The following is a 26,993-nucleotide window of genomic DNA, read 5'->3' as shown; positions in this document are numbered from 1 at the left end:
TATGGATTACGACTGGTCGGAGGCCGAGCGGGCCTTCCGAGACGAGGTACGAGCGTTCCTGGCCGAGAAGCTGACACCGGAGGTGAGTACCGCGGGCCGGCTGATGACCAGTGTCTACTCGGATCACGAGGCGAGCCTGGAATGGCAGCGCATCCTGCACGAGCGGGGTTGGGCGGCACCGCACTGGCCGGTCGAGTACGGCGGCTGCGACTGGTCGCTCACCCAGCACTACATATTCAGCCGGGAACTCACCCTGGCCGGTGCCCCCGCGCTGTCGCCGATGGGTATCCGGATGGTCGCCCCGGCTCTGATCGCGTTCGGCACGGACGAGCAGAAGAACTACTTCCTGCCCCGCATCCTCACCGGCGAAGTCTTCTTCTGCCAGGGCTACTCCGAACCCGAGGCCGGGTCCGATCTCGCCGCGCTGAACATGTCCGCCGTCCCCGACAGCGACGACTTCCTCGTCTCCGGCAGCAAGATCTGGACCACCCACGCCACCGAGGCGAACTGGATCTTCGCACTGGTCCGTACCTCGCGCGGGGGCAAGAAACAGCAGGGCATCACCTTCCTGCTGATGGATATGACCGCGCCCGGTATCGAGATCCGGCCGCTGGTGATGAGCTCGGGCGAGCAGGTCCAGAACCAGATCTTCTTCGACAATGTGCGGGTGCCCAAGAGCAATGTGCTCGGGCAGATCGACGACGGCTGGACCGTCGCCAAGTACCTGCTGGTCCATGAACGTGGCGGCGGTGCCATGGCGCCGGCACTGCAGGCCATGGCCCAGCACATCGCCACCGCCGCGGCCGGGCAGCCCGGCCGGGACGGTAACCCGCTCAGCGACGACCCGCATTTCGCGGCGCAGCTGGCCGACGCGCGCATCCGCACCGAGGTCCTGGAGGTACTGGAATTCCGGACCCTGGCCGCCATGGCCCAGGGCAAGGATCTGGGCACGTCCTCGTCCATGCTGAAGATCCTGTCCACCGAGCTCAGCCAGCAACTCACCGAACTCGCGCTCACCGCGGCCGGCCCCCGCGGCCGGGTATATCAGCCGCACGCCACCGCGCCCGGCGGCCCGATCGCCGAATACACTCCGCCCGCCGACGGCTACCTCAGCGGCGCCGACTGGCAGGCCGTCGCGCCGCTGCGCTATTTCAACGATCGCGCCGGTTCGATCTACGCGGGCAGTAATGAAATCCAGCGAAATATCCTCGCCAAGGCAGCATTGGGGCTCTGATGGACTTCACCTTCACCGACGAACAGCAGATGCTGCGCGACGCGGTCTCCGGTTTTCTCGCCGCCCGATACGACCTGGTGAAAAGTCGTACCGCGGTCAAATCCGGTCCCGGCTGGCAGCCCGAGATCTGGCGCGGGCTGGCCGAACTGGATGTGCTGGGCCTGACCCTGCCGGAGGAATCCGGGGGGTCGGGTGGCGGTCCTGTCGAAAGCATGATCATCGCCGAGGAACTGGGCCGCGCCCTGGTCGTCGAACCCTATGTGGACACTGTGGTGGTCGGCGGGGGTCTGCTGCGCCGCGCGGGGGGTGAGCGGGCCGGTGCCCTGCTGCGGGGCATCGCGACCGGTGACGTCCGGCCGGCCTTCGCCGCGCTCGAACCACAATCCGGCGAAGTGCGACACGATGTTTCGACGGCCGCCCGCCGGGCCGGCGACGACTGGGTGATCGAGGGGTCGAAGATCGTGGTCACCGGCGTGCCCGTCGCAACGCATCTGATCATCTCCGCGCGTACCTCCGGCGAACGTCGTGATCAGGATGGGATCTCGCTGTTCCTGGTCGAATTCGATCCCGCCGCCACGCCGGCCGGGGTCGAGGCGCACCAGTACCGCACCATCGACGACCGCGTCGCCGCCGACCTCACCTTCAGCGGGTTCCGGGTGCCCGCGAGCGCGTTGCTGGGCGACGAGGGACAGGCGTGGCCCGCCATCGACGCCACCATCGACGAGGCGATCGCCGCGGTCGCCTCCGAGGCCGTCGGACTGATGCGCAAGGTCTTGGACGATACCGTCGAATACACAAAGCAGCGGCAGCAGTTCGGGGTGCCGATCAGCAGTTTTCAGGCGCTACAGCACCGGATGGTCGATATGCTGATCGAACTCGAACAGAGTATCGCCGCCGCCTATCTGGCCGCCTACGCCGTGGAAGCCGAACCCACCGAACGGGGCCGCGCGGTTTCGGCCGCCAAGGTGACGATCGGCCGGGCGACCCGTTTCATCGGCCAGAATTCGGTCCAGCTGCACGGCGCGATGGGGATGACCGAGGAATTGGCCATCGGTCACTATTTCAAGCGCCTCACCGCCATCGAATACGAGTTCGGTTCCAGCTCCGATCATCTCGCGCGCTATATCGCGGCGTCGAAATACTGATCGGAACGCACCCACTCATCCGTGCTCCCGGGTGGGGTGCGGAAGGCCCCGGTCGCGTGATGGTTCGTCCAGAGGGGATCACCGCGCGGCCGGGACCGAAATCAGTATTCGAGTTCCGTCCACGGAATGGTTATGGGGAAGGGGAGTTCGATGCGTATGCCGTCCGGGTCCCCCGGGCTCCATTCGCCGGCGAGGAGATAGTTGGCCGACCGGAGCGGGCGCACGCCTCCGGGCAGTCGCCCGGGGCCGGTCTCCAGCCCATAGGCGCGAACCGTTGCTATCGCGCTCACTTCGCGGGCCAAGGTCACCTCCCAGTACCAGGGGATACCTGCGCTGGCGTACCGGCCTTTTTTCGCCTCCATGTCGGTTTGAGTATTCGACGGTGAGAGAACCTCGCCGACCAGCAGCGTTGTATTTGCGCGAATATCCTCGAATGGTGTCTTCGGACACCGGCACACCAGAAAGTCCGGGGTCAAAAAGTCGGACTTACCGTGACTGCCCAAAAATACGTTCGTCTCGGATTCGACCCGCCAGCAACGTTGCGGGTCTGCTGCCATCGTCTTCCGGGCGCAGCTTTCGAGAGCATTCGTCAGGCGGCGGCTGAAAGCTTGATGCTCCATGGGCCCCCGGCGTAGCCATACCACGCGTCCGTCCCACAGTTCGATCTGCTCGGCGATCTCTTCGGGTAGCTGCTCGAGTTCCTCCCAGGTCATGTACTCGGGAAGCTCGGGCCGTTCGGTGTGCGGCAGGGACATGGCACTATCGTATGCCTGGTCAGGCCCGTATTCGCCGCATCGATCGGACCCCGTCACCTATCGCGGCCCGGATCGCCGTCTCGACCGCCGAGAACCGCCCGGGCTCGGTGATACGCAACGGTTGCGCCGGCTCGAGGTTGGGCTGGGCCAGGAACCGGGGGTGGGATCCGCGGTTCGGCTGTCCCGCGTGGACCAGGAACGGGTGGCAGAGGTAGACGTCGCCGGCCCGGCCCGTGGCGTAGGCCGTGGGGAGGTCGGCGGTAGCCGGGTCGGCGCGGGCGGCGAGCTCGCGGGCGTCGAGACCGGCGTCGCCTTCCGGTTCGAGAATACGGGCCACTACTTTGTGCGAGCCCACCCGCAGCCGGGTGGGCGCCTCCAGCTCGCCGGTATCGGAGAACAGGAACAGCATGAGCAGCGCCCGGCCCTTCGAATGGATATTGATCCGCCAGCTCAGATAATCGGTGGGCGATGAATCGGGGCCGGGGAAACTGGCGTCGACATGCCAGCCGTCGAGGACGGCTGTCTCCTGACCTGGGAAGCGGATCACGAAACCGCCGAGACTACGGCGCGGCGTCCAGCGCCCGGGGCCCACGAGCGCGTCATAGGCCGAGCAGAGCCGCGGGGTGGCCGCGGCGGAGACGAAGGGTGCGTTCGGGTAATCCGGCCGGAAGGCGGCCGGGGTGGGCCAGCTGCCGGGATCGTCGGGAGAAGCATCCAGGTCCCGCCAGATTATCTCGCGGCACTCCTCGGCGACTGCGCGCGGAAACGCGTCGGGGACGTAAATGTATCCGTTGTCGATGAAGGAGGCCACCTGTACGTCGTCGAGCACGGGCCCATTGCAGTCGGTGCCGAAGTGTCGCGCCAGTGATTTTCCGGTATGCCGGGGTGCGTACTCCCGTACGACAGCGCCCGCCGCACCCGCCCGAGCCGATCTGTGCTGGTAGCCCCTGTTTCCATCGGTGTCGGAATACCGTTTCGTCCCGCCGACTTGGACCCGGATATGACGAGTTCGCAGTTCGATCCACGCACCCTGCTCAGCGAGAGCCGGCTCGGCGTCCTGGCCACCATCAAAGCGAACGGCCTGCCGCAGCTGTCCCCGGTGACCCCCTACTACGACCGCACGGCCGAGATCATCTATGTCTCGATGACCGAGGGCCGCGCCAAAACCGTGAACCTGCGCCGTGATCCGCGGGCCGCGCTGGAGGTCACCCGGGCCGACGGCTGGGCCTGGGCGACCGCGGAGGGCACGGTCACCCTCACCGGTCCGGGTACCGATCCGCACGGCCCGGAAGTGGAGGCGCTGGTCGACTACTACCGGAATGCGGCCGGCGAACACCCGGACTGGGACGAGTACCGGACGGTCATGGTCTCCGACCGCCGGGTTCTCATGAAACTCGCGGTGGAGAACGTGTACGGCGCGGCTTTGCACTGAGCCCGCACACCGCGGTCATACCGGCGGCGGTGCGTCTTCTCCCTCGCCCAGTGGCGATTCCGCGGGCAGGCCATTACATATAGCAGGGCCCGGCGGAACTCCGCCGGGCCCTGCTGGGCGTTCCCTGTTCCGGTCAGCCCTTGCGTCCTGGTGCCTTCGCACCGGACTTGAAGCCGAGCGCACCCGGCTTGGCCTGCGGCGGGGCCGCGCCATTGCCCGCGCTGCCGTTACCGGAGGCTTCGGGGGCTTTCTCCGCAGTGGCCTCGGGCGCGGATTCGGCCGTCTTTTCCGTGGCCGGTTCCGTGCCGGTCGCGGCCGGAGCCGGTTCGGCCTCCGCGGGAGCCGGGGTGGATTCCGGTTCCGGCGAGGCGGGGGTCTCGGCGCCGGGCGCCTTCGCGCCGGGGCGTTTGAACCCGGACTTCATCGCCAGCCCCTTGGCCGGTTTCGACGGCTTGCTCTCGGCGGGTGCCGCCGCGGCGGCCTGCTCGGTTGCCACCGTATCCGGTTCGGCCGGGGCCACGGGTTCGGCCGGAGCGGTGTCGGGCTTCGGCGCGGCGGCCGGGGCCTTGGCGCCGGGGGCCTTCGCGCCGGGGCGTTTGAATCCGGACTTCATCGCCAATCCCTTGGCCGCGACCGTGGGCTTGGTTTCGGTCGGCGTAGTACTCGCATCGGCCTCCGCAGGGGCTTCGATCGCCGGTTCGGCGGCCGAAGCGGGCTTCTCGGCGGCGGGGGCCTTGGCTCCGGGCGCCTTTGCCGCACCCTTCATGGCCAGGCCCTTACCGCCGGGCGCCTTGGCGGCACCCTTCATACCCAAACCCTTCACCGGCGGAGCCTCGGGCGCCGCGGTGGCCGCCTCCTCCGCCTCCGGGGCGGTTTCGGCCTTGGTTCCGGGTGCTTTGGCCGCACCCTTCATCGACAAACCCTTACCACCGGGCGCTTTCGCGCCGCCCTTCATACCGAGACCCTTCGCGGCCGGAGCCGCCTCCTTCTCCTCGGTCTCGGCCGCGGGGGCGGCAGCTTTGGCGCCAGGGGCCTTTGCGGCGCCCTTCATACCCAAACCCTTACCGGGTGCCTTGGCCGGGCCCTTCATGGCGAGTCCGCCGCCCTTGGGCGCCGCTTTCTCGGCCGCCGGGGCGGCTTCGGTTTCGGCGGGGACGGGCTCGGGTTCGGGTTCGGATTCCGGCTCGGGTTCGGCCTTGGGCTCCTGGATCACCGTGAGGTTGGCGGTCAACCGGTCCGGCTGCTGCCGCTCGATCGACTCGAGCATCAGCTGCGCGACATCCACGACCTCCACGCCCTCGCCCTGACCGGACTCCTGACGGGCGGTCACGCCGTCGGTGAGCATGACCCGGCAGAACGGGCAACCGGTGGCGATCTTGGCCGGCGAGGTGGTCAGCGCCTCGTCCACGCGGTCGATATTGATCCGCTTACCCAGCTGCTCTTCCATCCACATGCGGGCGCCACCGGCACCACAGCACATGGACCGTTCACCGTGCCGGGGCATTTCCACCAGGGTGGACCCGGAGGCGGCCATCAGCTCACGCGGTGCGTTGTAGACCTTGTTGTGCCGGCCGAGGTAGCAGGGGTCGTGGTAGGTGACGTTCTGCGAGACCGGGGCCACCGGGACCAATTGCTTAGCGCGCACCAGCCGGTTCAGCAGCTGGGTGTGGTGCACCACCTCGTAGGTGCCACCCACCTGCGGGTATTCGTTGTTGAGCGCGTTGAAGCAGTGCGCGCAGGTGACGACGATCTTCTTCTTTTTCTGCTCGACACCCTCGAATACCGAGTTCAGCAGTTCGATGTTCTGCATCGCCAGCTGCTGGAAAAGGAATTCGTTACCCGCGCGCCGGGCGGAATCGCCGGTGCAGGTCTCCTCCTGGCCGAGGACCATGAATTTCACCCCAGCGGTCGCCAGCAGTTCGGCGACGGCTTTGGTGGTCTTCTTGGCGCGGTCCTCGTAGGCGCCGGCACAGCCGACCCAGAACAGGTACTCGTAGCCGTCGAAGCTGTCGGCGTCCTGGCCGAAGACCGGGATATCGAAGTCCAGCTCGTTGATCCAGTTGAGCCGGTCCTTGGCGTTCTGGCCCCAGGGGTTGCCCTTGTTCTCCAGGTTCTTGAACAGGCCCGCGAGTTCGGACGGGAAATCCGATTCGATGAGCACCTGGTAGCGGCGCATATCGATGATGTGGTCGACGTGTTCGATATCGACCGGGCACTGCTCCACGCAGGCGCCGCAGGTGGTGCAGCTCCACAGCACCTCCGGGTCGATGATCCCGTTCACCTCGTGGTCGCCGACGAGCGGGCGCTCGGCCTCGGCGCGGGCGGCCTCGGAGATCCGGGCCAGCTTCTTCTCGTCCGGGTTGCCCTCGCCGTCGACCAGGCCGACCTCGTCGCCACCCATATCCTTGCTGCCGCCGGCCAGCAGATACGGCGCCTTGGCGCGGCCGTGGTCACGCAGCGACATGATGAGCAGTTTGGGTGACAGCGGCTTACCGGTGTTCCACGCGGGGCACTGCGACTGGCAGCGGCCACATTCGGTGCAGGTGGTGAAATCCAGCCAGCCCTTCCACGAGAAATCCTCCACCCGGCCGGCACCGAGGGTGTCGGTGTCCGGGTCGACGTTCTCCATATCCAGGGCACGGCCCTTGGATATCATCGGCTTGGCCGCGCCGAGGGCGACATCACCGTCGTCCTCACGCTTGAAATAGATGTTGAAGAAGGCCGAGAACCGGTGCCAGGCCACACCCCAGGTGATATTGCGGCCGACGAAATAGAGGAAGGCCATACCGGACATCAGCTTGATGAAGGCGAAGATCGACACCAGGGTCGGGCTCGCCGGCAGCAGCTTGGCCACCTGCATGGTGAAGAAATCGGTACCGGCGTGGGCGTGCCCGTAGGTGGCGAGCTTGCCCGCCTTCACGAAGATCATGCCCAGGCCCTCGAGCAGGACGATGGCCTCGATCACATAGGCGGGGCCGAACGCGGAGCCGCTGAAGCGGGAGAGCCGCTCGGGCACCCGCGGATGGTTCAGCTGGCGGATGACGATCAGCGTCACGATGCCGACGACGGTTCCGATACCGAGGATCTCGTCCCACAGGTGATAGATCGCCGTATTACCGATCAGCGGCCAGTGGAAGGACGGGTCGAAGGTCTGACCGTAGGCTTCGAACCAGAGGATCGCGCCGCCCAGGAAGCCGATCATCACGAGCCAGTGCGCCCAGCCCACCGTCCGGAACTTGTTCATCCGGGTGTGCGCCAGGAACTCCACCAGCATCTGTTTGAAACGCGGGAAGAACGGCCGCCAGCGGTCCGGGGCGGGCTGGCCCAGCATGATGGCGCGGACGATATCCCGGACGCCGCCGAAGAACGACGCCCAACACAGCAGGCTGAGCGCCGCTCCCAGGGTGCCCAGCGTCACTGTCAGGGCATTCATGTCGCGACCTTTCTTTCGAAGCCACACGAGTTACGAGGAATTGAGCAGTACCCCGTCCGGCTCGTATCGTAACCGCCAGTAAGTTACCCATCAGTAACTAATGGTGTCCACTGTACGATCCGCGTCGGCCCGCGATGGCATCTGCCTGGGCTTATATGCATAGATCGCGTCGTGATCAATATCACTCTTTTCAGTTGGTCGCCCGAATCGCAAAAGGGCTGATTAACACCGTAAAGGGCGCGCTCACGCGGGGCGTGATAAGGCCACACTTACCCTGTCGCTTCTTACGTTTGGGAAACGAATCTCGCCATTTGGCAGTGGATTCGACTACGCTCAGCCCGATCTATCAGGAACCGTGACATCTCATAACGCTCGGGTGAGGATTTCGGGTCGCGTCCCCTCGCGGGCCCCTCGCGTGCGGGATGTGACGTCCATACCCCGATTGGAACTGGATGAAACTCGCGAGACCTACTGCGATTGCAGCAACGGTCATTGGTTCGCTCACCCTGGGCTGGGGCACCGCGCACGCCCAGCCGGCGGCTCCCGCACCGAAAGAGCCGGTCAACTACGCCGTGCAGCTCGTCGAGAAGACGGTTGTCGCCACCCTGGGTGGCGGCACCTTCTCCATCGTCGAGAAGGAGCAGGAGCCCCTGGCACAGGACGGCGCCGTCTCGGAGGCCGAGCCGGTCGCGGAAGTAGACAAGACCCAGGTACTCGAGATCAAGGACAAGGCCGGCGACGTCGTCGTCTCGATGCCGCTCGAGTTCACCGCCAACGGAACTGCAATTCCGGTGAAATCAGAGGTCAAGAAGGACGGCACCGTCCTCGAGATCATTCCGGAGAAGCCTGCCGGACTGGCCACGGACCAGCCCTTGGCCGTGAAGGCCATCGCCTCGCCGTCGGAAAACCAGCAGGCCCAGAACGAGTTTTCGAGCAACTTCGGCGTTGCGACGGCCATCGGCGGGTTTGTGGGCACCGCGATCGGTGCCGTTATCGGCTGCGCCGTGACGATCGTGGCCGGCTGTGTTCCCGGACTGCTCACCGGTGCGGGTGTAGGCGGGATTCTGGGCACCATCGCTGTCGGTGGTCCGACGCTGGTCGCTGCGGGTATCGAGCTGATCAACACGCTGCAGGCGCCGGCGGGTACGACCAAGTGGGCCAACGACGGCAAGCCCGTCATCCAGGAGGAGCCCGCCCCCGCGGAGAAGTAGGGCCCCCGGTCACCGAAGTAACCAAAAGGGTCGACAGCTTGCCGCTGTCGGCCCTTTTGTCTGTTCGCGTACAGAAAGATGCGTAACGGGGGCGGCCTACTGCTGTCATCGCGCGACGGGAGCCCCGGACGGGGTGTGTCCGTCCGGGCCGCCACCCGCTGACCGGGCGATCGGACTCCGGCTGTGTGCGCAAGTGAATGAAGAAGCACAGCTTGCCCTGCCTCGGGCGCGGTAACAGCGCGACGGCCGGAGTCTCCGCACCCCAACCCCGCGGCCGTCGGGCTCGACCTCGTGGGCCGCGTCGACGGCGGCAGATCGGTAGCAGGGAGTCCCGGACAGGCGAGAGGGCCGGCAGCGCAGCGCTGCCGGCCCTCTCGTTGCTCGATGCTCGATGCGAGTCGCACCCACGGGTGCGGTGCCGATATTCCGCTCTCCGCACCGAGCCGGGTGCGGCCGGCGCGGAGAGCGGAACGACCTCTAGCTCGTGCGGATGCGCAGGCCCGGGTTGTCGGAGAGCACGACGCTCACCGGCTGCGCGAACAGCTGCGGGGCGTTACCGGTGAGCACGCCCAGGATGTTGGGGATCTCGCAGATGGGGTAATCGGCAACCGAGGAGGCACTCGAGATGCCCAGGGCTTGGCGTCCGGTCACAATCGGCCCGCCGCTGTCGCCGGGGAGAGCGCAGATATTGGCGGAGAAGCTCTGGGTGAGCTGGCGGTCACCGACCTGGACGGTCTGATCCACGGCGTTCACCACACCGCAGCTGAACCCGGTACGGGAACCCGATTTGCAGACCGGAGCGCCGACCACCGGGGTGGCCACGCCGTCGACCGCGATCGGGGCCGCGCCGGGCACCTTGACCTGATTGTTCTGGAAGCGGCCCGCGGCGCCGTCGGCGATACTCATGATCGAGTAGTCCTGGGCACCGAGCACCGACTTCTGGTAGGTGGCGATCTGTGGGCCGACCTTGTTGCCGCCGAGGGACTCGTGCACGCCGGCGGCGCCGACATTGTTCAGATCGGGGTTGCAGTGCCCGGCGGTGATGTTGACGGTGTTACCCGCCGGACCGATTGCGTTGAAGCCGAAGGAGCAGCGCAGCGAACTGTCGCCGGCGATGGCGGCGAAGCCGTCACCGCCGCCGATCGCGGCGTCGCCCGCCTCGGCGACCGCGGACGCCTGAGGCAGCGTTTCGGCCGCGACCGGCGGGGCCATGACGATGACACGGGCCGGATCGATGAAGTTCGGCATGGGCAGGCCGACCTTGTCGACGCGCACCGCGATGCTGTTGTTCACGGTATCGATGACGACACCGCGCACCAGGGAGGACACCGCTTCGGGCTGGCCGTCGAGCCAGCGTTCGAAGGCGCTCTTCTCGCCGCGGAGCGTCGTTTCGCTCTTGGCGACATTGCGGACCACGAATCCGCTCGATTCGGCCGCGCCGCGGGCTTCGTCGCCGCCCGGGCCGTTGGCCAGGGCCACCACTCCGCGGCCCTGCTCGTCGAGCCAGGCGCCGCCGAACACCTGGGGGAACTGACGCTGGGCGGTGGTGGCGAAGGCCGCCACCTGCTGCGCGGTATCGGCGCGCGCCAGGTACTCCTCGGGGGAGATGTGCAGATCTCGGTTCAGCGCCGCCACCAGGTCGGCCGGCAGGCCGACACCCGGGTCGGGGGCGGCCGAAGAGAGCGCCGCGGTCGGGCCGAACAGCAGGACTGCCGCCGAGGCGGCGACCGCGGCACGTTGCATGCGTTTTCTGGTCGGCGCCGACCTTCGTTTACCTATGCGTGGCATGAGCATGCGAAGACTATATCGGGCTCACCCGGCATTCGGCCTGGTTCGTACGGCGATACCGCTGCCGATGCCCCCACCGGCCGTCGCGTCGGCGTGCGAGAGGATGCCGCGAATGGGAATGCCCAGCGTAGCGGTGCCGCCGTATTGGGCGAGCGCGATATTGGCCTTTTCGCAATCGGGCGCGTCGGCGGCATTGGAACCACTGGTGATACCCAGTGCCAGGGTGCCGGTGACGATGGCGCCGCCGCTGTCGCCGCCCAGGGTGCAGGCCGAGCTGGCGAAACCGCGGATGATCTTCGAGTCGCCTTCGGTGGTGAACAGCTGGGTCTCGACCCGGTCGGCGACCACGAACCCACAGGTGAAGGTGGACGACTGTCCTGATTTGCACACCGGGGCGCCGACCACCGGATCGGCCGTACCGGTGATGGTCAGGGTGGTGCCGTTGGCGCCGCGCACCGACGGCTGATCCATGCCCGCGCCCACCGCGCGCTCGTTCAGCTGGATAACCGAATAGTCCAGCGTGCTGGGACCACCGAGTTCCGACCGTACGAAGGTGCCCAGCTGCGGACTCGCCGGAATATTGCGGATATTCGGACCGTATACCGCGGCCCGCCCGTCGCCTTTGTCGATATTCGGATTGCAATGTCCGGCACTGATATTCAGTGCGTTACCGGCGGAATCGACACTGTTGAAGCCGAACGAGCAGACATCGACGCTCTTCAACTCCGCGTCGTCGAGCGCGCCGGGGGCGCTGATATAGGTGTCCCCACCCATCGGATGATGCTCCACCGGGCCGCCGCCGTCCGGGGAAAGGACCACCTTGATGTTGGCGATTAGGGTCGGCAAGTTGAGCATATGTGCCAGTGGCGTATTCGCGACATTGACGACCAGTTGACTGTTGAGGAAGTCGATGGCGATGGAATTGATCAGCTGCGAGATATCCCGGGGCTGCGCGGCGACCCATTGGTTCATCTGGGTGAGCGAGGTTTCCAGCGCGGCTGCCGAGACCGGGGCCAGGCGAGTGGAATACCCGTCGTCGCTGGCCACCTTGGCGGCGTCCGGCGAGGTCACCGCGACGGTGGGCTTACCCTCCGGGGTTATCCACGCGCCGGCGAAGACCTCCGGGCGCTCGGCGCGGAACTCGGCGGCGTAGGTCTGCAGCTGCTGGGCGCGCGCGGCACGGTCCAGATATTCGGTCGGGGTCATGTTCAGATCGCGGGACAGCGCTTCGACCAGTTCGGCCGGTAGGTCCTCGGCGCTGAGTTGCCCGGGTTCGGGGGCGGCGATCGCCGCGGTCGCACCGAACAGGGGAGCCAGGAGAACGGTCGAGCCGATAACGGCAGCCTTGACCGCGGCGCGACGCGCCACCGACTTGCGCATGGAGTCCCTTCGTCGGCACTGTGTGCCAGATAATCCGTGGCCACGAGAGCGAATCCGTTGGCGCACAGGTTTGCTCGAGCTTCGACCGAGTTGCCGGGGTGGCCGGAATAACACCGGTCAGCGGATCACTCTAAGGCACAAATCGTTATCTGGCCTCTTCTTGACGACCTTCCTTGGATCCGGTGTCGGGAAGGTCCATTTCCGGGTCCTCGGTGCGGAACGGAACGGGGAAGGGGAAGATCCGCGGCCGGGTCCGGGTGGTTGTGGTCTCGGTCTCGGTGGTCGGCTCGGTGAGGGTCGGGCCGCTGGGCTCCGGGATGGTCGTCGAGGGGGCCGTGGTGGGCGCCGGGGTCGTTTCGGTGACGGTGACCGGAGGCGGGGCGGGGAGCGGTTCCTCGGTGTAGATGGGTTCCGGCTCGTAGGTCGGCTCGGATGTGTAGGACGGGATCTCGGGGGCCGGGGCGACCGGCTGCGGCTGAACCGGCGGCTGGACCGGCGGCGGAGCCGGCGGGGTATCGGCCACCGAGGTGGTGGCCGGTTCGCCCGGCTCCGCCGCGCCGGGCCGCAGGATCGCGGTGACGCCGAGGGCGCCGATCAGCAGGCCGCCGAACGCCGCGGCCGCAACCAGCGCGGCGGTACGTCGGTGGCCGCGATTCCGGTCGGTGGCCGCCACCGCGGTCGCGGGCTTCGCCGGGGTCGAGGCGGAAACCGCTGCCGCGGTACCGGTCGCGGGCCGGGGGCCGGCCGCCGGCCCCGACCCGGTGGCCGGCCGCGATCCGGTGGCGGGGTCCGACCCGGCGGCTATGGCCGCCAGGCTCGGGCCACCGTAGGTGGCTTCGGGATCCAGGGCGGGAACCAGCGCGGAATACGCCTTGGCCGGGGTATCGCCGTCGCGCAGTTTCGGCATGACGACGGTGTCCAGCGCGGAGTTCTGGGCGGTGGAGGGATCGGGCGGAGTGGCGCCGGCCGGGGTCTCCAGGACGACCGCGAGTGCCGCCCGGCCCGCGCTCTCGGCGAAATACCGGCCCGTATCCGCGGGGGTGAGATGGGCGGGGCCCGCGGGGAGTTCGTCCTCGCCGACAAGGGCCACCGATTTCAGGCCCAGATAGTCGAGCGCGCCGCGTAGGGCCATCACCTGTCCGGCGTCCCATCCGGCGGGATGGGCGGCATAGAACTCGGCGGGACCGTTGAGGTGTTCGGCAGTGAGGTTGATCAGGCAGAACAGGGCGGTGGCGAGCAGGTCTTCGCCGCGATAGGCCTCGCCGTCGTCCACGACGACGCCCGCCGGATCGCCCACGGCTGCCACGAAACCGGTGATCGGATGGCTGTGCCCGGGCGGGGCGACGGCGCCGCCGAGGGCCGCGTCCCCGTCCTCGGACATGTACAGCACCGGCTCACGGAGGATGAAGTGCGGATCCCCGTCGTCGTCGACGACCGCCGCGGTGCACGCGTACTCGGCGATGTGCAGGCCCACCCCAGTGGCCATTCTCGGATCCTCGCTTCGACTTCCTCATCCAAAAACCACGGTACGGTTCACCCGCACGTCGCCGTACCGCGACGCGGGACGGTGCGGTCACCATGGGCGGAGCTTCGACAATAGCGCTGACGATCGGGTCGTGGGGATCGGGGCGCGGGGCCCGGTGGGGTGCCGGCGCGATACAGCTGGGTCACGATACCGCGCCGAGCCGGTTGAGGGTGTCGGGTCGGGGAAGAATGGGGCGGGCACCGGTGTGCTGCGGGGGCGGGAATAGATCGCCGGGGCCGGGGGTTGAGCTGATCGACAATGTTGAGTGACATAGGCTCAAGTTTGACTTGACGGCCTCTCGGAAGCCGGGCAGGATTGAGCCGACCACGCTCAGTATTGCTGGGACCGTGCTCTATGTTCTGCCTGGGGCTGGTCCGCGCGGTGGGTCCCTCGACCCGCGGCGCAATGGGCACAGTGCCCGGACAGACACAAGCAGTCGAAAATGAGGAGGAAACAAATGGCTCGTGCGGTCGGAATCGACCTCGGGACCACGAACTCGGTCGTCGCCGTTCTCGAAGGTGGTGAGCCGGTCGTCGTCGCCAACTCCGAGGGTTCGCGCACCACGCCCTCTGTCGTCGCGTTCGCCAAGAACGGTGAAGTGCTGGTCGGTCAGCCGGCCAAGAACCAGGCCGTGACCAACGTCGACCGCACGATCCGCTCGGTGAAACGGCATATCGGCACCGACTGGACCGTGGAGATCGACGGTAAGAAATACACCTCGCAGGAGATCAGCGCGCGCACGCTGATGAAACTGAAGCGCGACGCCGAGTCCTACCTGGGCGAGGAGATCACCGACGCGGTGATCACCGTGCCCGCCTACTTCGAGGACGCCCAGCGCCAGGCCACCAAGGAAGCCGGCCAGATCGCCGGCCTCAATGTGCTGCGCATCGTCAACGAACCCACCGCCGCCGCCCTGGCCTACGGCCTGGACAAGGGCGACAAGGAACAGACCATCCTGGTCTTCGACCTCGGTGGCGGTACCTTCGACGTCTCGCTGCTGGAGATCGGCGAAGGTGTCGTCGAGGTCCGTGCCACCTCCGGTGACAACCACCTCGGTGGTGACGACTGGGACGAGCGGGTCGTGAAGTGGCTGGTCGACAAGTTCAAGTCCAGCTCGGGCATCGACCTGACCAAGGACAAGATGGCCATGCAGCGGCTGCGCGAGGCCGCCGAGAAGGCCAAGATCGAGCTGAGCTCCTCGCAGAGCACTTCGATCAACCTGCCCTACATCACCGTCGACGCGGACAAGAACCCGCTGTTCCTCGACGAGCAGCTGACCCGCGCCGAGTTCCAGAAGATCACCTCGGACCTGCTGGACCGCACCCGCGCGCCGTTCCAGTCCGTGGTCAAGGACGCCGGGATCAAGGTCTCCGATATCGACCATGTCGTGCTCGTCGGTGGCTCCACCCGGATGCCCGCGGTCTCCGAACTGGTCAAGGAACTGACCGGTGGCAAAGAACCCAACAAGGGCGTGAACCCGGACGAGGTCGTCGCAGTCGGCGCCGCACTGCAGGCCGGTGTGCTCAAGGGTGAGGTCAAGGATGTCCTGCTGCTCGACGTGACCCCGCTGTCGCTGGGTATCGAGACCAAGGGCGGCGTGATGACCAACCTCATCGAGCGCAACACCACCATCCCGACCAAGCGTTCGGAAACCTTCACCACGGCCAACGACAACCAGCCGTCGGTGCAGATCCAGGTGTTCCAGGGTGAGCGCGAGATCGCCGCGCACAACAAGCTGCTCGGCTCCTTCGAGCTGACCGGTATCCCGCCGGCCCCCCGCGGGGTGCCGCAGATCGAGGTCACCTTCGATATCGACGCCAACGGCATCGTGCACGTGACCGCGAAGGACAAGGGCACCGGTAAAGAGAACACGATCAAGATCCAGGACGGCTCCGGCCTGTCCAAGGAAGAGATCGACCGGATGGTCAAGGACGCCGAGGCGCACGCCGCCGAGGACAAGGCGCGCCGCGAGGAAGCGGAGACCCGCAACCAGGCCGAATCGCTGGTACACCAGACCGAGAAGTTCATCTCCGACAACGAGGACAAGGTTCCGGCGGATGTGAAGTCCAAGGTTGAGGCGGCGATCGACGACGCCAAGAAGGCGCTCGAGGGCACCGACACCGCCGCGGTGAAGGCCGCGGTGGAGAAGCTGGCCACCGAATCGCAGGCACTGGGTCAGGCGATCTACGAGGCGCAGGCCTCCGAGAGCGCGGCCTCCGGTAACGGCGCCGCGGGTGCGGACGCCGGCGACGACCAGGTGGTCGACGCCGAGGTCGTGGACGAGCCGGTCGACACGGAGAAGAAGTGACGAATTCGGGAAACAAGGGAAACTCCGAAGAGCCGGTCAGCTTCGTCGACAAGCGCAAGATCGATCCGGAGACCGGTGAGGTCCGTGAACAGGCCGGGGCGGCCGACGGCGCCTCCTCGGCCGGGACCGAGGAGGGCGTAGCCCCCCAGGCGCCCCAGGCCGGCCTCGAAGGTGACGGCGTCGACGCGGCGCCCGCCGCGGCCCCGGCATCGGACGAACTCGCCGAGCGCACCGCCGATCTGCAGCGGCTGACGGCCGAGTACACCAACTACCGGCGCCGGGTCGAACGCGATCGCAAGACCGCGATCGATTCCGCCAAGGCCGCCGTGGTCACCGAACTGCTCGGTGTCCTCGACGACCTGGACCGGGCCAAGGCGCACGGCGACCTGGAATCCGGGCCGCTGCGCTCGGTGGCCGACAAGTTGATCGAGGCTCTGCGCAAACAGGGGCTCGAGGAGTTCGGGTTCGAGGGCGAGCCTTTCGATCCGAACCTGCACGAGGCGGTCCAGCACGAGGGCTCCGGACACGATCCGGTGATCGGCGTGGTGATGCGGAAGGGGTATCGCTTCGGTGAGCGGGTGCTGCGGCACGCGCTGGTCGGCGTCACCGACGGTGTCGGCGACCTCGGAGCGGGCCAGGGTGCCGCGGACAGCGCGGAACCCGCTCGGGCGGAGGCATCGGATGCTGATGCCGGCTCGGACAAGTAACGACTCCGCGGCGAAAGCCACGGACCGGGTGGTGCGGCGCGCGCACGGAGTGATCCGCGCGCGCCGCGCTCCCGTCACGCGGCGCGCGACGGGCCCGGAGGCGGTAGGAAAGTACGACCACGCAGGGCCCCGTGCGGGCCGCGGAACAGTATCGAGAGGAGGAGATGCCCGGTGAGCCAGCGGGAGTGGATCGAGAAGGACTTCTACAAGGAGCTGGGTGTCTCCGCCGGCGCCTCCACCGAAGAGATCAAGAAGGCCTACCGCAAACTGGCCCGTGATCTGCATCCGGACGCCAATCCCGGCGATGCCTTGGCCGAGGAACGGTTCAAGGCGGTCAGCGAGGCGCACACCGTCCTGTCGGATCCCGCCAAGCGCGCGGAGTACGACGAAACCCGGCGGCTGTTCTCCGGCGGCGGGTACGGGCGGGGCGGCGGTTTCACCCCGGGTGCCGGTGGCGGGTTCTCCCAGAGTTTCGATCTGGGCGATATCTTCGGCCAGGCCGGCGGTGGTGCCGACGGTGGGCTCGGTGATCTGTTCGGCGGCCTGTTCAACCGGGGCGGCGGTCCCACACGCGGGGGCGGCCGGCCCCGCCGGGGCGCCGATGTGGAGGCCGAGACGACCCTCGGGTTCCGGGAGGCGGCCAAGGGCGTGACGGTGCCGTTGCACCTGACCAGCCCGTCGCCGTGCACCACCTGTCATGGCAGTGGCGCCAAACCGGGTACCAGCCCCCGAGTGTGCCCGATCTGCAACGGCAGCGGTGTGGTGAGCCGCAATCAGGGCGCGTTCGGATTCAGTGAACCGTGCGACGAGTGCCGCGGCACCGGGTCGATCATCGACGACCCGTGCGTGGACTGCCACGGCAGCGGTATCCAGAACCGCACCCGCACCATCAATGTCCGCATCCCCCCGGGTATCGCGGACGGGCAACGGATCCGGCTCGCCGGACAGGGTGAGGCGGGCCTGCGGGGCGCGCCCTCGGGCGACCTGTTCGTCACGGTGCACGTCGGCCAGGACAAGGTCTTCGGCCGGGCCGGCGACGACCTGACCCTGGCACTGCCGGTCAGCTACAGTGAATTGGTGCTCGGTACGACCGTATCGGTGCCCACTCTGGAGGGCCGGGTCGGCGTGAAGGTGCCACCGGGTACCGCGGACGGACGCATCCTGCGGGTGCGGGGCCGCGGAGTGCCCAAACGTGGTGGCGGAGCCGGTGATCTGCTGGTCACCGTGAAGGTCGCCGTGCCGCCGAAGCTGGATGACGATGCCGTTGCCGCGCTGCGCGCGTTGCAGGAGGCTGAGAAGGCCAGCGGCTTCGATCCGAGAGCGGGATGGGCAGGTGCGTGATGGAGCCGAAACGAGGACCCGAGGCAGAATCGGCTCGCGCGGCGGCCCGAGCGATGGGCCCGGAGGCGGCAGCGCAGCGTAACCACGTAGGCCCCCGGGAGGGGCGGCAATCGAGTACCGAATATTTCGTGATCTCGGTGGCCGCCCAGCTGGCCGGTATGCACGCGCAGACCCTGCGTACCTACGACCGGCTGGGTCTGGTGACACCGCAGCGCACATCGGGTGGCGGCCGACGCTACTCGGAACGGGATGTGGAGCTGCTGCGCGAGGTGCAGCGGCTTTCCCAGGACGAGGGCGTCAATCTCGCCGGCATCAAACGGATCATCGAGCTCACCAATCAGGTGACCGAACTCCAGCAGCGGGTGGTCGAGCTGACCGCGGAACTGGAACGGGAGCGGACCCGGCCGGATTATCGGCCGGAACTGATTCCGCCGCAGCGCAATACCGCCCTGGTGGTGTGGCAGCCGCGTCACCGGCGGCAGTATTGATTTGCGGCAGTATTGATTTGCGCGCCTCCGGCGCGCGGGTCGGGGCCCTGTGACCCCGATTCTTCCCTCCTCCGCTCGGTCGCTGCGCTCCTTCGCTCCGTCGGTCCAGAATCGGGGGCCCGACCATTGAGGTAGACCATCCGGAATAGACCGGAGGTGGATGCTGTCGTGCGCTTGGACCGGCCTGGGGAGGCGCACGCCACTGTAAGTGCTCAATGGTCACCGGTCTCTGGACTGTTGACTGCACACGCTCGGTCGCTGCGCTCCTTCGCTCTATCGCTCCAGAATCGGGGGCCCGACCATTGAGGTAGACCATCCGGGATAGACAGAAGGTGGATGCTGTCGTGTGCCTCGACCGGCCTGAGGAGGCGCACGCCACCGTAAGTGCTCAATTCACCGGTCTCTGGATTGTCGACTCCGACTCGATCGACCGGCGCCGGGTCAGGCTCCTTCGAACTGGATTCGTTCGGCCGGGGTACCGGCGTCGAGCAGCCGTTCCACAGTGGACCTGGTCATCGCGGGCGAACCGCAGACCAGCACTTGGTGCCGGTTGAACGAACCGTAGGAGCCGACCACTTCGGCGAGGGTGCCCTGTAGCAGGTCGTCCTCGTCGAAACCGATGTCCACTCGGTGACTTTCGTACCACTTGTCGGGCCAGGACGGATCATCGAGCCGTTCCACCACCGGCACCACGGTGAGCCAGGGCAGGTCGGCGGCGAGCAGGACGAGCATATCGGCGGCGTACAGGTCGCGCGGGGCGGAGCCGCCGAAGAACAGATAGGTGGTGGGCGGGTTCTCGTGCCGGGCCAGTTCCAGGATCTGGGCCCGCAGCGGAGCCAGACCGGTGCCGCCGGCGATCATCACCACCTCGTCGCCGTCGGGGTCGACGGTGAACAGTCCCTCGGGCGCGGACAGTTTCCACCGGTCCCCGACCGCGGTGTCGGCGACGATACCGGCGCTGCACCAGCCGCCCGCGACGGTTCTCACGTGGAATTCGAGCTTTCCGTCCAGCGACGGCGGCAGCGCGGGGGAGAACCGGCGGCGCATTCCCGGGAACTGCGGGACCTCCACCTGCACCGACTGGCCCGCATGGAACGGTATGTACTCGCCGATCAAGCGGACAACCGCCATATCGTGGCGCAGCCGGTGATGTTCGACGACATCGGCCAGCCAGTACGACCGCTGGGACGAATGGGCGGGGGACGCGCTCGGGTCGTTCGTCATATCTCACTCCGCTGACAGGCCGGGCCGAGCGGTAGACCGCCCGGTGCTCGATGTGCCGATACCGATCAGACCGGATCGGTACTGATGATCTCCTCCGGGGTGCCGACCGCGAGCAGCGCGCGCCGGGTGTCGGCGATCATCTTCGCCGAACCGGCGATCTGAATCTGCCGATCCTCCCATGCGCCGAAGCTGGCCACCACGGCGCCGAGGTTGCCGACCAGGCGCCGGTGCATTCCGTAGGGCGCGTCCTCGGTGGGATGCGGGTACCACCACGGGTTGGTCTTGTGCTCGCAGACCGGGACGATGGTGAGCCACGGGTTGCTCTGCGAGAGCTGCCACATGTTCTCCACGTCGTACAGGTCGCAGGGGTAGACCCCGCCGATGAAGAAGTGCACGCGAGGGTTGATTCCGCGCCGGCCCATCTCGATCAGCTGGGCGCGTAGCGGCGCGACACCGGTGCCCGAACCGATCATCAGTACATCGCGGCCGCTGTCCTGGTCGACCTGCAGGCCGCCGAGCGGTCCGCCGATGAGCCAGCGGTCGCCGACCTTGGTCTCGTTGACGATGGAGGGGCTCACCCAGCCGCCGCGGACCTTGCGGACATGGAATTCGATCTCGCCGTAGGGGTTCGACGGGATGGCGGGGGAGAGGTAGCGCCACATCCGTGGCCGCTGCGGAACGGAAACGGGGACGTACTGCCCGGCCAGGTAGGGGATCGGGTCGTCGGACTGCAACCGGACGATGGCGAGGTCCTCGAGGACGTGCCGGTGCCCGACGACGGTGGCCTCCCAGTAAGGCGGTGAATCGTCGGAGTTGGCCCCGATGGCCATGGCGGCGGAGATGAGCAGGCACACATCGCGCCAGCCCTCGGCGAGTTCTCTGGTCCAGTACGGGCCGTTGTAGGTCTGGAAGGCGGCGTAGAGGGCGGGGCCGGCCTGGTCGTAGTGTGCGGCCTCGACGCCGTACTTGCGATGATCGCGAGCCAGCTGTTCGAGGAACTTCTGGGCGCGATCCCAGTCCTCGAGGTGATCGAGCATGTACTGGACCGCGGTGACGATCCGCTTCGCCTGCATATCCATGGCGGGCGGGAACAGTTCCCGCAGCCGCGGGTTCTCCGCGAACAGGTGACCGTAAAACGCGCTGACCAACCGCTCGGGACCACTCGGCGCATCGAGCACCGACTGGAAGTTGGCGCGGACCAGCGCTGCCGAACGCGCATCCACGGCGTGGAGCTTCCTTTCCCTGGATTCCGACCCGGACGGACGTAGCCGTTACCGGCGGTCCTTCACCCGACCAGTATCCCCGAAAAAAGAGATGATGGTGGGTGTGAAATACGGTTACCGGGTTTGATCGATCTTGTTGGCGGGTAACGACGCGTCGTTATGAGCCGTGACCCAGCACTTTTCTGGCAACCCGGCGGCCGGGTACAGCCGTAGAAAAAACTAAAGTTGAGCGGAACAGACTCAACCTTTCGAACGTTGAATCGGGCAGGACGGCACGAGACACCGGGATCGGTGCGGATGCCGGATGAGATATCGACTAGCAGGAAGGTGCTTCGTGGACTCGTTCAATCCCACCACCAAGACCCAGGCCGCGCTGACCGCCGCATTGCAGGCGGCCTCCTCCGCCGGCAACCCGGAGATCCGGCCGGCTCATCTGCTGGTGGCACTGCTGGACCAGACCGACGGTATCGCCGCGCCCCTGCTGAAAGCGGTGGGCACCGACCCCGCGACAGTGCGACGCGAGGCCCAGGACATCGTCGACCGGCTCCCGCGCGCCACCGGCGCCACCACGACTCCGCAGCTGGGTCGCGAAGCGCTGGCCGCGATCACCGCGGCCCAGCATCTGGCCACCGAACTCGGCGACGAGTACGTCTCCACCGAACATGTGATGGTCGGCCTGGCCTCCGGCGACTCCGATGTGACCATGCTGCTGGACAAATACGGCGCCACGGCCACCGCTCTGCGCGAGGCGTTCACCACGGTGCGTGGCAATACCCGCGTGAGCAGCCCGGACCCGGAAGGCAGCTATCAGGCGCTGGAAAAGTACTCCACCGACCTCACCGACGCCGCGCGCGCCGGAAAACTGGACCCGGTGATCGGGCGCGATACCGAGATCCGCCGGGTGGTGCAGGTGCTGTCCAGACGCACCAAGAACAACCCGGTGCTCATCGGTGAGCCGGGCGTCGGCAAAACCGCGATCGTGGAGGGCCTGGCCCAGCGCATCGTGGCCGGTGACGTCCCGGAATCGCTACGTGGAAAGACCGTTATCTCGCTCGACCTGGGCGCGATGGTCGCGGGCGCGAAGTACCGCGGCGAATTCGAGGAACGGCTCAAGGCCGTGCTCGAGGAGATCAAATCCAGTGCCGGGCAGATCATCACCTTCATCGACGAACTGCACACCATCGTGGGTGCCGGCGCGACCGGCGAATCCGCGATGGACGCCGGGAACATGATCAAGCCGATGCTCGCCCGCGGCGAACTGCGGCTCGTCGGCGCGACGACCCTCGACGAGTACCGGCAGCACATCGAGAAGGACGCCGCGCTCGAGCGCCGCTTCCAGCAGGTGATGGTCGGCGAACCCTCGGTGGAGGACACCGTCGGCATCCTGCGCGGTATCAAGGAGCGTTACGAGGTGCACCACGGTGTGCGGATCACCGACTCCGCCCTGGTGTCCGCGGCCGCGCTGTCGGACCGCTACATCACCTCCCGCTTCCTGCCCGACAAGGCGATCGACCTGGTGGACGAGGCGGCATCGCGGCTGCGGATGGAGATCGATTCCCGGCCGGTGGAGATCGACGAGGTCGAACGCGCGGTGCGGCGGCTCGAGATCGAAGAGGTGGCGCTGACGAAGGAGACCGACGAGGCGTCCAAGCAGCGGCTGGAGCGGCTGCGCGCCGAACTCGCCGACGATCGCGAGAAGCTCAACCAGCTCACCACCCGCTGGCAGAACGAGAAAACCGCCATCGACCAGGTCCGGGTACTCAAAGAGAAGCTCGAAAACCTGCGCGGCGAATCCGAGCGCGCCGAACGCGACGGTGACCTCGGCAAGGCCGCCGAACTGCGGTACGGCCGGATCCCGACGCTGGAGAAGGAACTCGCCGAGGCCGAGAAGACCTCCGGCGCGGCGGCCGACGGCGAGGTCATGCTCAAGGAAGAGGTCGGGCCGGACGATATCGCCGAGGTGATCTCTGCGTGGACCGGTATTCCGGTGGGCCGGTTGCTGGAGGGTGAGACCGAGAAACTGCTGCGGATGGAAGCCGAACTCGGCCGTCGCGTCGTCGGGCAGCACGACGCGGTGCGCGCGGTGTCCGACGCGGTGCGGCGAGCGCGGGCCGGAGTCGCCGACCCCAACCGGCCGACCGGCTCGTTCCTGTTCGTCGGGCCTACCGGTGTCGGTAAAACCGAGCTGGCCAAGGCGCTCGCGGACTTCCTGTTCGACGACGAACGCGCGATGGTCCGCATCGATATGAGCGAGTACAGCGAGAAGCACGCGGTCGCCCGCCTGGTGGGCGCCCCGCCCGGATACGTCGGCTACGACCAGGGCGGGCAGCTCACCGAGGCGGTACGGCGGCGGCCGTACACGGTGGTGCTGTTCGACGAGATCGAGAAGGCGCATCCGGATGTCTTCGACATCCTGCTCGCCGTACTCGACGAGGGCCGGCTCACCGACGGACAGGGCCGGACGGTGGATTTCCGCAACACCATCCTGATCCTCACCTCCAATCTCGGCGCCGGAGCCGACGCCGAATTCGTGATGAACGCGGTGCGCGCCGCGTTCAAACCGGAGTTCCTGAACCGGCTCGATGATGTGGTCATGTTCCAGGCCCTCGACGAGGACCAGCTCGCTCATGTCGTGGACATTCAGCTCGATCAGCTGCAGCGGCGGCTCGCGCAACGGCGGCTGACCCTCGAGGTGAGCGATTCGGCCCGGTTCTGGCTGGCGGTGCGCGGATACGACCCGGTCTACGGTGCCCGCCCGCTGCGGCGCCTCATCCAGCAGTCCATCGGCGACACTCTGGCCAAGGAACTGCTGGCCGGGAAGGTCACCGACGGTGACACGGTCGATGTGGGCGTCACCCCGGACGGGGACGGGCTCGTCGTCGGGCCGCGCGATCGCGACCCCGCCGCGGTCACCGCGGGCCCATAACCCTGCGCCACGTTCACCGCGAATGCGGCGCCGACCTGTCGTCGGCGCCGCATCTCGGCACCGGTCCCGGACGACCGCGCTCGCCCGGGACCGTTCGGTCGAGGTTCGGGGCCGGTGCCGTGGGCATGTCGACCCGCTCGGCCGGAGCGGACGCGGAGGTACGCCGAGGTTGATTGCGGGGAGTGTGAACCGACCGTCGGCATATGGACGTGCTCGGCCGGAGCGGATGCGGAGGTACGCCGGTTTGGCTCCGGTGGGTGCTGTGGGCGGACAGTCGGCTTGTCGGCGTGCACGGCCGGAGCGGAGGCGGGGGTACGCCTAGTCTGGGTGACATGACCAACCCGAACGATCCCTGGGCGAGGCGGCCGGACGACGATCCGACCCAGCACCTGGGTCAGCCGGGGGAATCGGCCACCGAGAAGCTATCCGCGGGCTACGGCCCGGTGGGTTACGGGGAGCCGACCACGGCCTATCCGGGCAACGATCCCTACGGTGGCTGGGGGGCGGGTCCGAATCCGACCCGGGAGATGCCGCTCTATCCGGGCGAGCCCTACCAGAACCAGTGGGGTGGGTACGGTCCGCCGGGCCAGGTACCGCCGGGACAGATGCCGCCCGAACCGCCGCCGCCGAAGCGGACCGGGATGTGGGTCGGTATCGCGCTCGCGGTCATCGCGTTGATCGGGCTCGCCGGTATCGCCGCCGGGATGCTCTTCGGCGGTGACTCCGGCACCACGGCGAGCGACACCACGACCAGCAGTCGTCCGACGAGTCGTGGACTACCGGCCGATCCGGGCGATTCGGGTCCCGCGCTGCCCAGCCTGCCCGGCCTGCCGGATATGCCGGAGACCGGCGATCCCGAAGCCGGTGGTACCACTATGGGCACCATCAGCGCGAATTCCGGAGGTACGCTCACGATCAGTACACTCACCGGAGCCGAGGTAACGGTGCACACCAGCCCGTCCACTCAGGTGATATCGCTGGCCGGGGCCACCGTGGACGCGCTGCCGACCGGCGACCTGGTGATCGTGCAGGGTCAGAAGAGTCCGGACGGATCCATTCAGGCCGATGTCATCATCAGCACCGCCCTCGAAGGGGGCGGGCGATGAGAAATCCGCGGCGCGCAGTGTGGGTGCCCGGCATTACGCCGGGCGGGTCGATAGGCTAGGCGACGATGACGGCAATGTGGTTCGGGCTGGCGGCAATCACCCTCGCGGGTGCGATAGTGCTGCTCTACTTCGACCGGCGCCAGCGGCAGCGGACCGGTCACGCGCGGCAGGTGTGGGCGAAAGCCCAGGGATACACCTATGTGTCGGTGGAACCGGCGCTCGCTTCGACGTGGCGGCGCGGTGCGCTGGCCAAGCTCGGGTATCTGACCGCGGTGGACGTGGTGACCGGTATCCGCAAGGGCGAGAAATTCGTGCTGCTGGATCTGGAGGATTCCGCGACCCTGGTCGCGGTCCGTCGCCAGATCGGCTCGGATATCGATGTCGATATGCGGCTCAAGACGATGAATCCGCCCAAGGACGCCGACCTCGAATTGCTCGGCGCCATCGGCGACCGCGTCGTTTTCGCGACCAATCCCGAGATCGCGCGGCATGCGGTCGACCAGCGGATGGTCGCGTTCATCGAATCGCTGGCCGATACGGTGCAGATGTTGTGGAGCGAGGGCAACTGGACCCTCGGCATGCTTCCGGTCGGCACCGCGGCCAAGGACTGGGAGACCGGTATCGACGCCGTCCTGCGGCTGTCGGGCCTGTTGCACGTGCTGCCGCCGGTCACCGAACCCCGCTCCGACGATCCCGAACCCGGGGGCGGGCGCCCGCGCGCCCGGATCCGCTCGGCGGAGTACGACGACCGGGACGAGGACTACGACGATTTCGACGACCGCGAAGGCGGTCGGTACGGGCGGCCGGCCCCCAATGTCCGGTACCGCCAGGACGATCCCGAGGATATCGACGAACCGGACCGGCGCGACGCCGATACCGGCGATGCCCCGCCGCGGCGACCGAGCCTGGCCGTGGTCCCCGATTCCCGCCCGGCGGACCGGCCCGCCCGTGCGGAATCCGACCGCGACTCCGACCCGCGGGAGCACCGGGAACCGGCCCGCGGCGACGATCAGGAGCAGTCCCGGCCCGGGGGTCCGTTCCACCCGGGATTCCGCCCCTACCAGGGTCCGGTCCCGCAGTAGATTTCCCCGATACGCACTCCGCGCGACCTGCGACAACTCCGCGCGGAGCGTCCCCGTATCCTGCTTCGCAGGGCGCCGCAGCGGGCGCCGGGACATGTACTGCCGTGACTCGCCTACGTGGGCGGAAGGACACCGATGATCGACCAGGCAACGACCGACCGGGACGTTTTGGCCGGACTGGTGCGCGATTTAGCCGTCGTGCACGGCAAGGTGACGCTGTCCTCGGGTAAGGAGGCCGACTACTACGTCGACCTGCGCCGGGCGACCCTGCACCACCGGGCCGGTCCGCTGATCGGCAAACTGCTGCGCGACCTCGTCGCCGACTGGGACTTCGATGCCGTCGGCGGCCTCACCATGGGCGCCGACCCGGTCGCGCTCGCGGTGATGCACGCCCCGGGCCGGCCGATCGACGCGTTCGTGGTGCGCAAGGCGGCGAAAACCCACGGGATGCAACGTCAGATCGAGGGCCCCGATGTGGTGGGTAGGCGGGTCCTGGTGGTCGAGGACACGACGACCACCGGTAATTCTCCGCTGACCGCGGTGCGCGCGCTGCGCGACGCGGGCGCGACAGTGGTCGGGGTGGCCACCGTGGTGGACCGGGAGACCGGCGCCGACCGGGTCATCGCCGACGAGGGTCTCGAGTACCGCTCCATCCTGAGTCTCGGGGACCTCGAGCTCAACTGAA

The 26,993-nt window shown here is 67.6% G+C and carries 20 protein-coding genes; 12 read left to right on the top strand and 8 right to left on the bottom strand.

The features are described from left to right. The first annotated feature begins 1 nt into the window (after position 1). Together NGR01S_RS24605 and NGR01S_RS24600 are read left to right on the top strand one after the other, a co-directional pair. Complete coding sequence (locus NGR01S_RS24605; RefSeq protein WP_063040799.1) at positions 2 to 1,234, top strand: acyl-CoA dehydrogenase family protein; 1,233 nt, start codon at positions 2 to 4, stop codon at positions 1,232 to 1,234. Beyond that, positions 1,234 to 2,379: an acyl-CoA dehydrogenase family protein gene (locus NGR01S_RS24600; RefSeq protein WP_063040797.1), complete on the top strand. Its 1,146-nt coding sequence runs from the start codon at positions 1,234 to 1,236 to the stop codon at positions 2,377 to 2,379. Before NGR01S_RS24605 ends, NGR01S_RS24600 begins: the two co-directional genes overlap by 1 nt. A 101-nt stretch (positions 2,380 to 2,480) precedes the next feature. Here NGR01S_RS24600 and NGR01S_RS24595 read toward each other — a convergent pair whose 3' ends face one another. Both NGR01S_RS24595 and NGR01S_RS24590 read right to left on the bottom strand, forming a co-directional pair. Beyond that, positions 2,481 to 3,134 (bottom strand): Uma2 family endonuclease, encoded by a 654-nt coding sequence (locus tag NGR01S_RS24595; protein ID WP_063040795.1) that lies wholly within the window; start codon positions 3,132 to 3,134, stop codon positions 2,481 to 2,483. 19 nt (positions 3,135 to 3,153) lie between these two features. Then, entirely contained in the window at positions 3,154 to 3,963 is an 810-nt protein-coding gene (locus NGR01S_RS24590) for a phytanoyl-CoA dioxygenase family protein (protein WP_063040793.1), read from the bottom strand. 171 nt (positions 3,964 to 4,134) lie between these two features. On the opposite strand from NGR01S_RS24590, the gene NGR01S_RS24585 reads away from it, so the two are divergent. Continuing rightward, a complete protein-coding gene (locus tag NGR01S_RS24585; RefSeq protein WP_063041017.1) occupies positions 4,135 to 4,566 on the top strand; it encodes a PPOX class F420-dependent oxidoreductase in 432 nt (143 codons plus the stop codon). A gap of 133 nt (positions 4,567 to 4,699) precedes the next feature. Here NGR01S_RS24585 and NGR01S_RS24580 read toward each other — a convergent pair whose 3' ends face one another. Continuing rightward, a complete protein-coding gene (locus NGR01S_RS24580) occupies positions 4,700 to 7,999 on the bottom strand; it encodes a heterodisulfide reductase-related iron-sulfur binding cluster (protein ID WP_063040791.1) in 3,300 nt (1,099 codons plus the stop codon). 452 nt (positions 8,000 to 8,451) lie between these two features. On the opposite strand from NGR01S_RS24580, the gene NGR01S_RS24575 reads away from it, so the two are divergent. Further along, a complete protein-coding gene (locus NGR01S_RS24575; RefSeq protein ID WP_063040789.1) occupies positions 8,452 to 9,210 on the top strand; it encodes a DUF8020 domain-containing protein in 759 nt (252 codons plus the stop codon). Between the two features lie 477 nt (positions 9,211 to 9,687). On the opposite strand, the gene NGR01S_RS24570 is transcribed toward NGR01S_RS24575, so the two are convergent. The 3 genes from NGR01S_RS24570 to NGR01S_RS24560 form a co-directional block, all read right to left on the bottom strand. Beyond that, positions 9,688 to 11,004: a S1 family peptidase gene (locus tag NGR01S_RS24570; RefSeq protein WP_444979989.1), complete on the bottom strand. Its 1,317-nt coding sequence runs from the start codon at positions 11,002 to 11,004 to the stop codon at positions 9,688 to 9,690. A gap of 18 nt (positions 11,005 to 11,022) precedes the next feature. Continuing rightward, positions 11,023 to 12,378: a S1 family peptidase gene (locus NGR01S_RS24565; protein WP_063040787.1), complete on the bottom strand. Its 1,356-nt coding sequence runs from the start codon at positions 12,376 to 12,378 to the stop codon at positions 11,023 to 11,025. Between the two features lie 145 nt (positions 12,379 to 12,523). Next, positions 12,524 to 13,864: a hypothetical protein gene (locus tag NGR01S_RS24560; RefSeq protein WP_174551744.1), complete on the bottom strand. Its 1,341-nt coding sequence runs from the start codon at positions 13,862 to 13,864 to the stop codon at positions 12,524 to 12,526. Between the two features lie 496 nt (positions 13,865 to 14,360). Between NGR01S_RS24560 and dnaK the strand changes: the two genes are divergently transcribed. The 4 genes from dnaK (at position 14,361) to NGR01S_RS24540 (ending at position 18,747) form a co-directional block, all read left to right on the top strand. Beyond that, positions 14,361 to 16,211: a molecular chaperone DnaK gene (dnaK, locus tag NGR01S_RS24555; protein WP_063040783.1), complete on the top strand. Its 1,851-nt coding sequence runs from the start codon at positions 14,361 to 14,363 to the stop codon at positions 16,209 to 16,211. Next, positions 16,208 to 16,918 carry a nucleotide exchange factor GrpE gene (gene grpE / locus NGR01S_RS24550; protein ID WP_063040781.1) on the top strand — a complete coding sequence of 237 codons (711 nt, stop codon included), beginning with the start codon at positions 16,208 to 16,210 and terminating at the stop codon, positions 16,916 to 16,918. The genes dnaK and grpE overlap by 4 nt, the downstream gene beginning before the upstream one ends. 171 nt (positions 16,919 to 17,089) lie before the next feature. After that, a complete protein-coding gene (gene dnaJ / locus NGR01S_RS24545; protein WP_063040779.1) occupies positions 17,090 to 18,259 on the top strand; it encodes a molecular chaperone DnaJ in 1,170 nt (389 codons plus the stop codon). A gap of 53 nt (positions 18,260 to 18,312) precedes the next feature. Continuing rightward, positions 18,313 to 18,747, top strand: a complete 435-nt coding sequence (locus NGR01S_RS24540; protein ID WP_174551748.1) for a heat shock protein transcriptional repressor HspR — start codon at positions 18,313 to 18,315, stop codon at positions 18,745 to 18,747. A 441-nt stretch (positions 18,748 to 19,188) separates the two neighbouring features. Here the strand turns inward: NGR01S_RS24540 and NGR01S_RS24535 are convergent, their stop codons facing one another. Both NGR01S_RS24535 and NGR01S_RS24530 read right to left on the bottom strand, forming a co-directional pair. After that, a complete protein-coding gene (locus NGR01S_RS24535; protein WP_063040775.1) occupies positions 19,189 to 19,971 on the bottom strand; it encodes an FAD-binding oxidoreductase in 783 nt (260 codons plus the stop codon). A gap of 65 nt (positions 19,972 to 20,036) precedes the next feature. Continuing rightward, positions 20,037 to 21,194: a globin domain-containing protein gene (locus NGR01S_RS24530; RefSeq protein ID WP_063040773.1), complete on the bottom strand. Its 1,158-nt coding sequence runs from the start codon at positions 21,192 to 21,194 to the stop codon at positions 20,037 to 20,039. Between the two features lie 334 nt (positions 21,195 to 21,528). Here NGR01S_RS24530 and clpB point away from each other — a divergent pair, with 334 nt between their 5' ends. The 4 genes from clpB to pyrE all read left to right on the top strand — a co-directional run bounded on the left by clpB (position 21,529) and on the right by pyrE (position 26,992). Continuing rightward, positions 21,529 to 24,120: an ATP-dependent chaperone ClpB gene (gene clpB, locus NGR01S_RS24525; RefSeq protein ID WP_063040771.1), complete on the top strand. Its 2,592-nt coding sequence runs from the start codon at positions 21,529 to 21,531 to the stop codon at positions 24,118 to 24,120. Between the two features lie 332 nt (positions 24,121 to 24,452). Then, positions 24,453 to 25,226, top strand: coding sequence for a DUF5666 domain-containing protein (locus tag NGR01S_RS24520; RefSeq protein WP_063040769.1), 774 nt, complete (start codon positions 24,453 to 24,455; stop codon positions 25,224 to 25,226). A 65-nt stretch (positions 25,227 to 25,291) separates the two neighbouring features. Beyond that, entirely contained in the window at positions 25,292 to 26,308 is a 1,017-nt protein-coding gene (locus tag NGR01S_RS24515) for a TtfA family protein (RefSeq protein WP_245664753.1), read from the top strand. A 135-nt stretch (positions 26,309 to 26,443) separates the two neighbouring features. After that, positions 26,444 to 26,992: an orotate phosphoribosyltransferase gene (gene pyrE / locus NGR01S_RS24510; RefSeq protein ID WP_063040765.1), complete on the top strand. Its 549-nt coding sequence runs from the start codon at positions 26,444 to 26,446 to the stop codon at positions 26,990 to 26,992. Position 26,993 lies beyond the last annotated feature (1 nt).

The sequence above is a fragment of the Nocardia grenadensis NBRC 108939 genome (assembly GCF_001613445.1).
GTDB classification, from domain to species: domain Bacteria; phylum Actinomycetota; class Actinomycetes; order Mycobacteriales; family Mycobacteriaceae; genus Nocardia; species Nocardia grenadensis.
The sequence above is the reverse complement of the archived record's forward strand: the minus strand, read 5'-3'. Positions and strand labels throughout refer to the sequence as shown.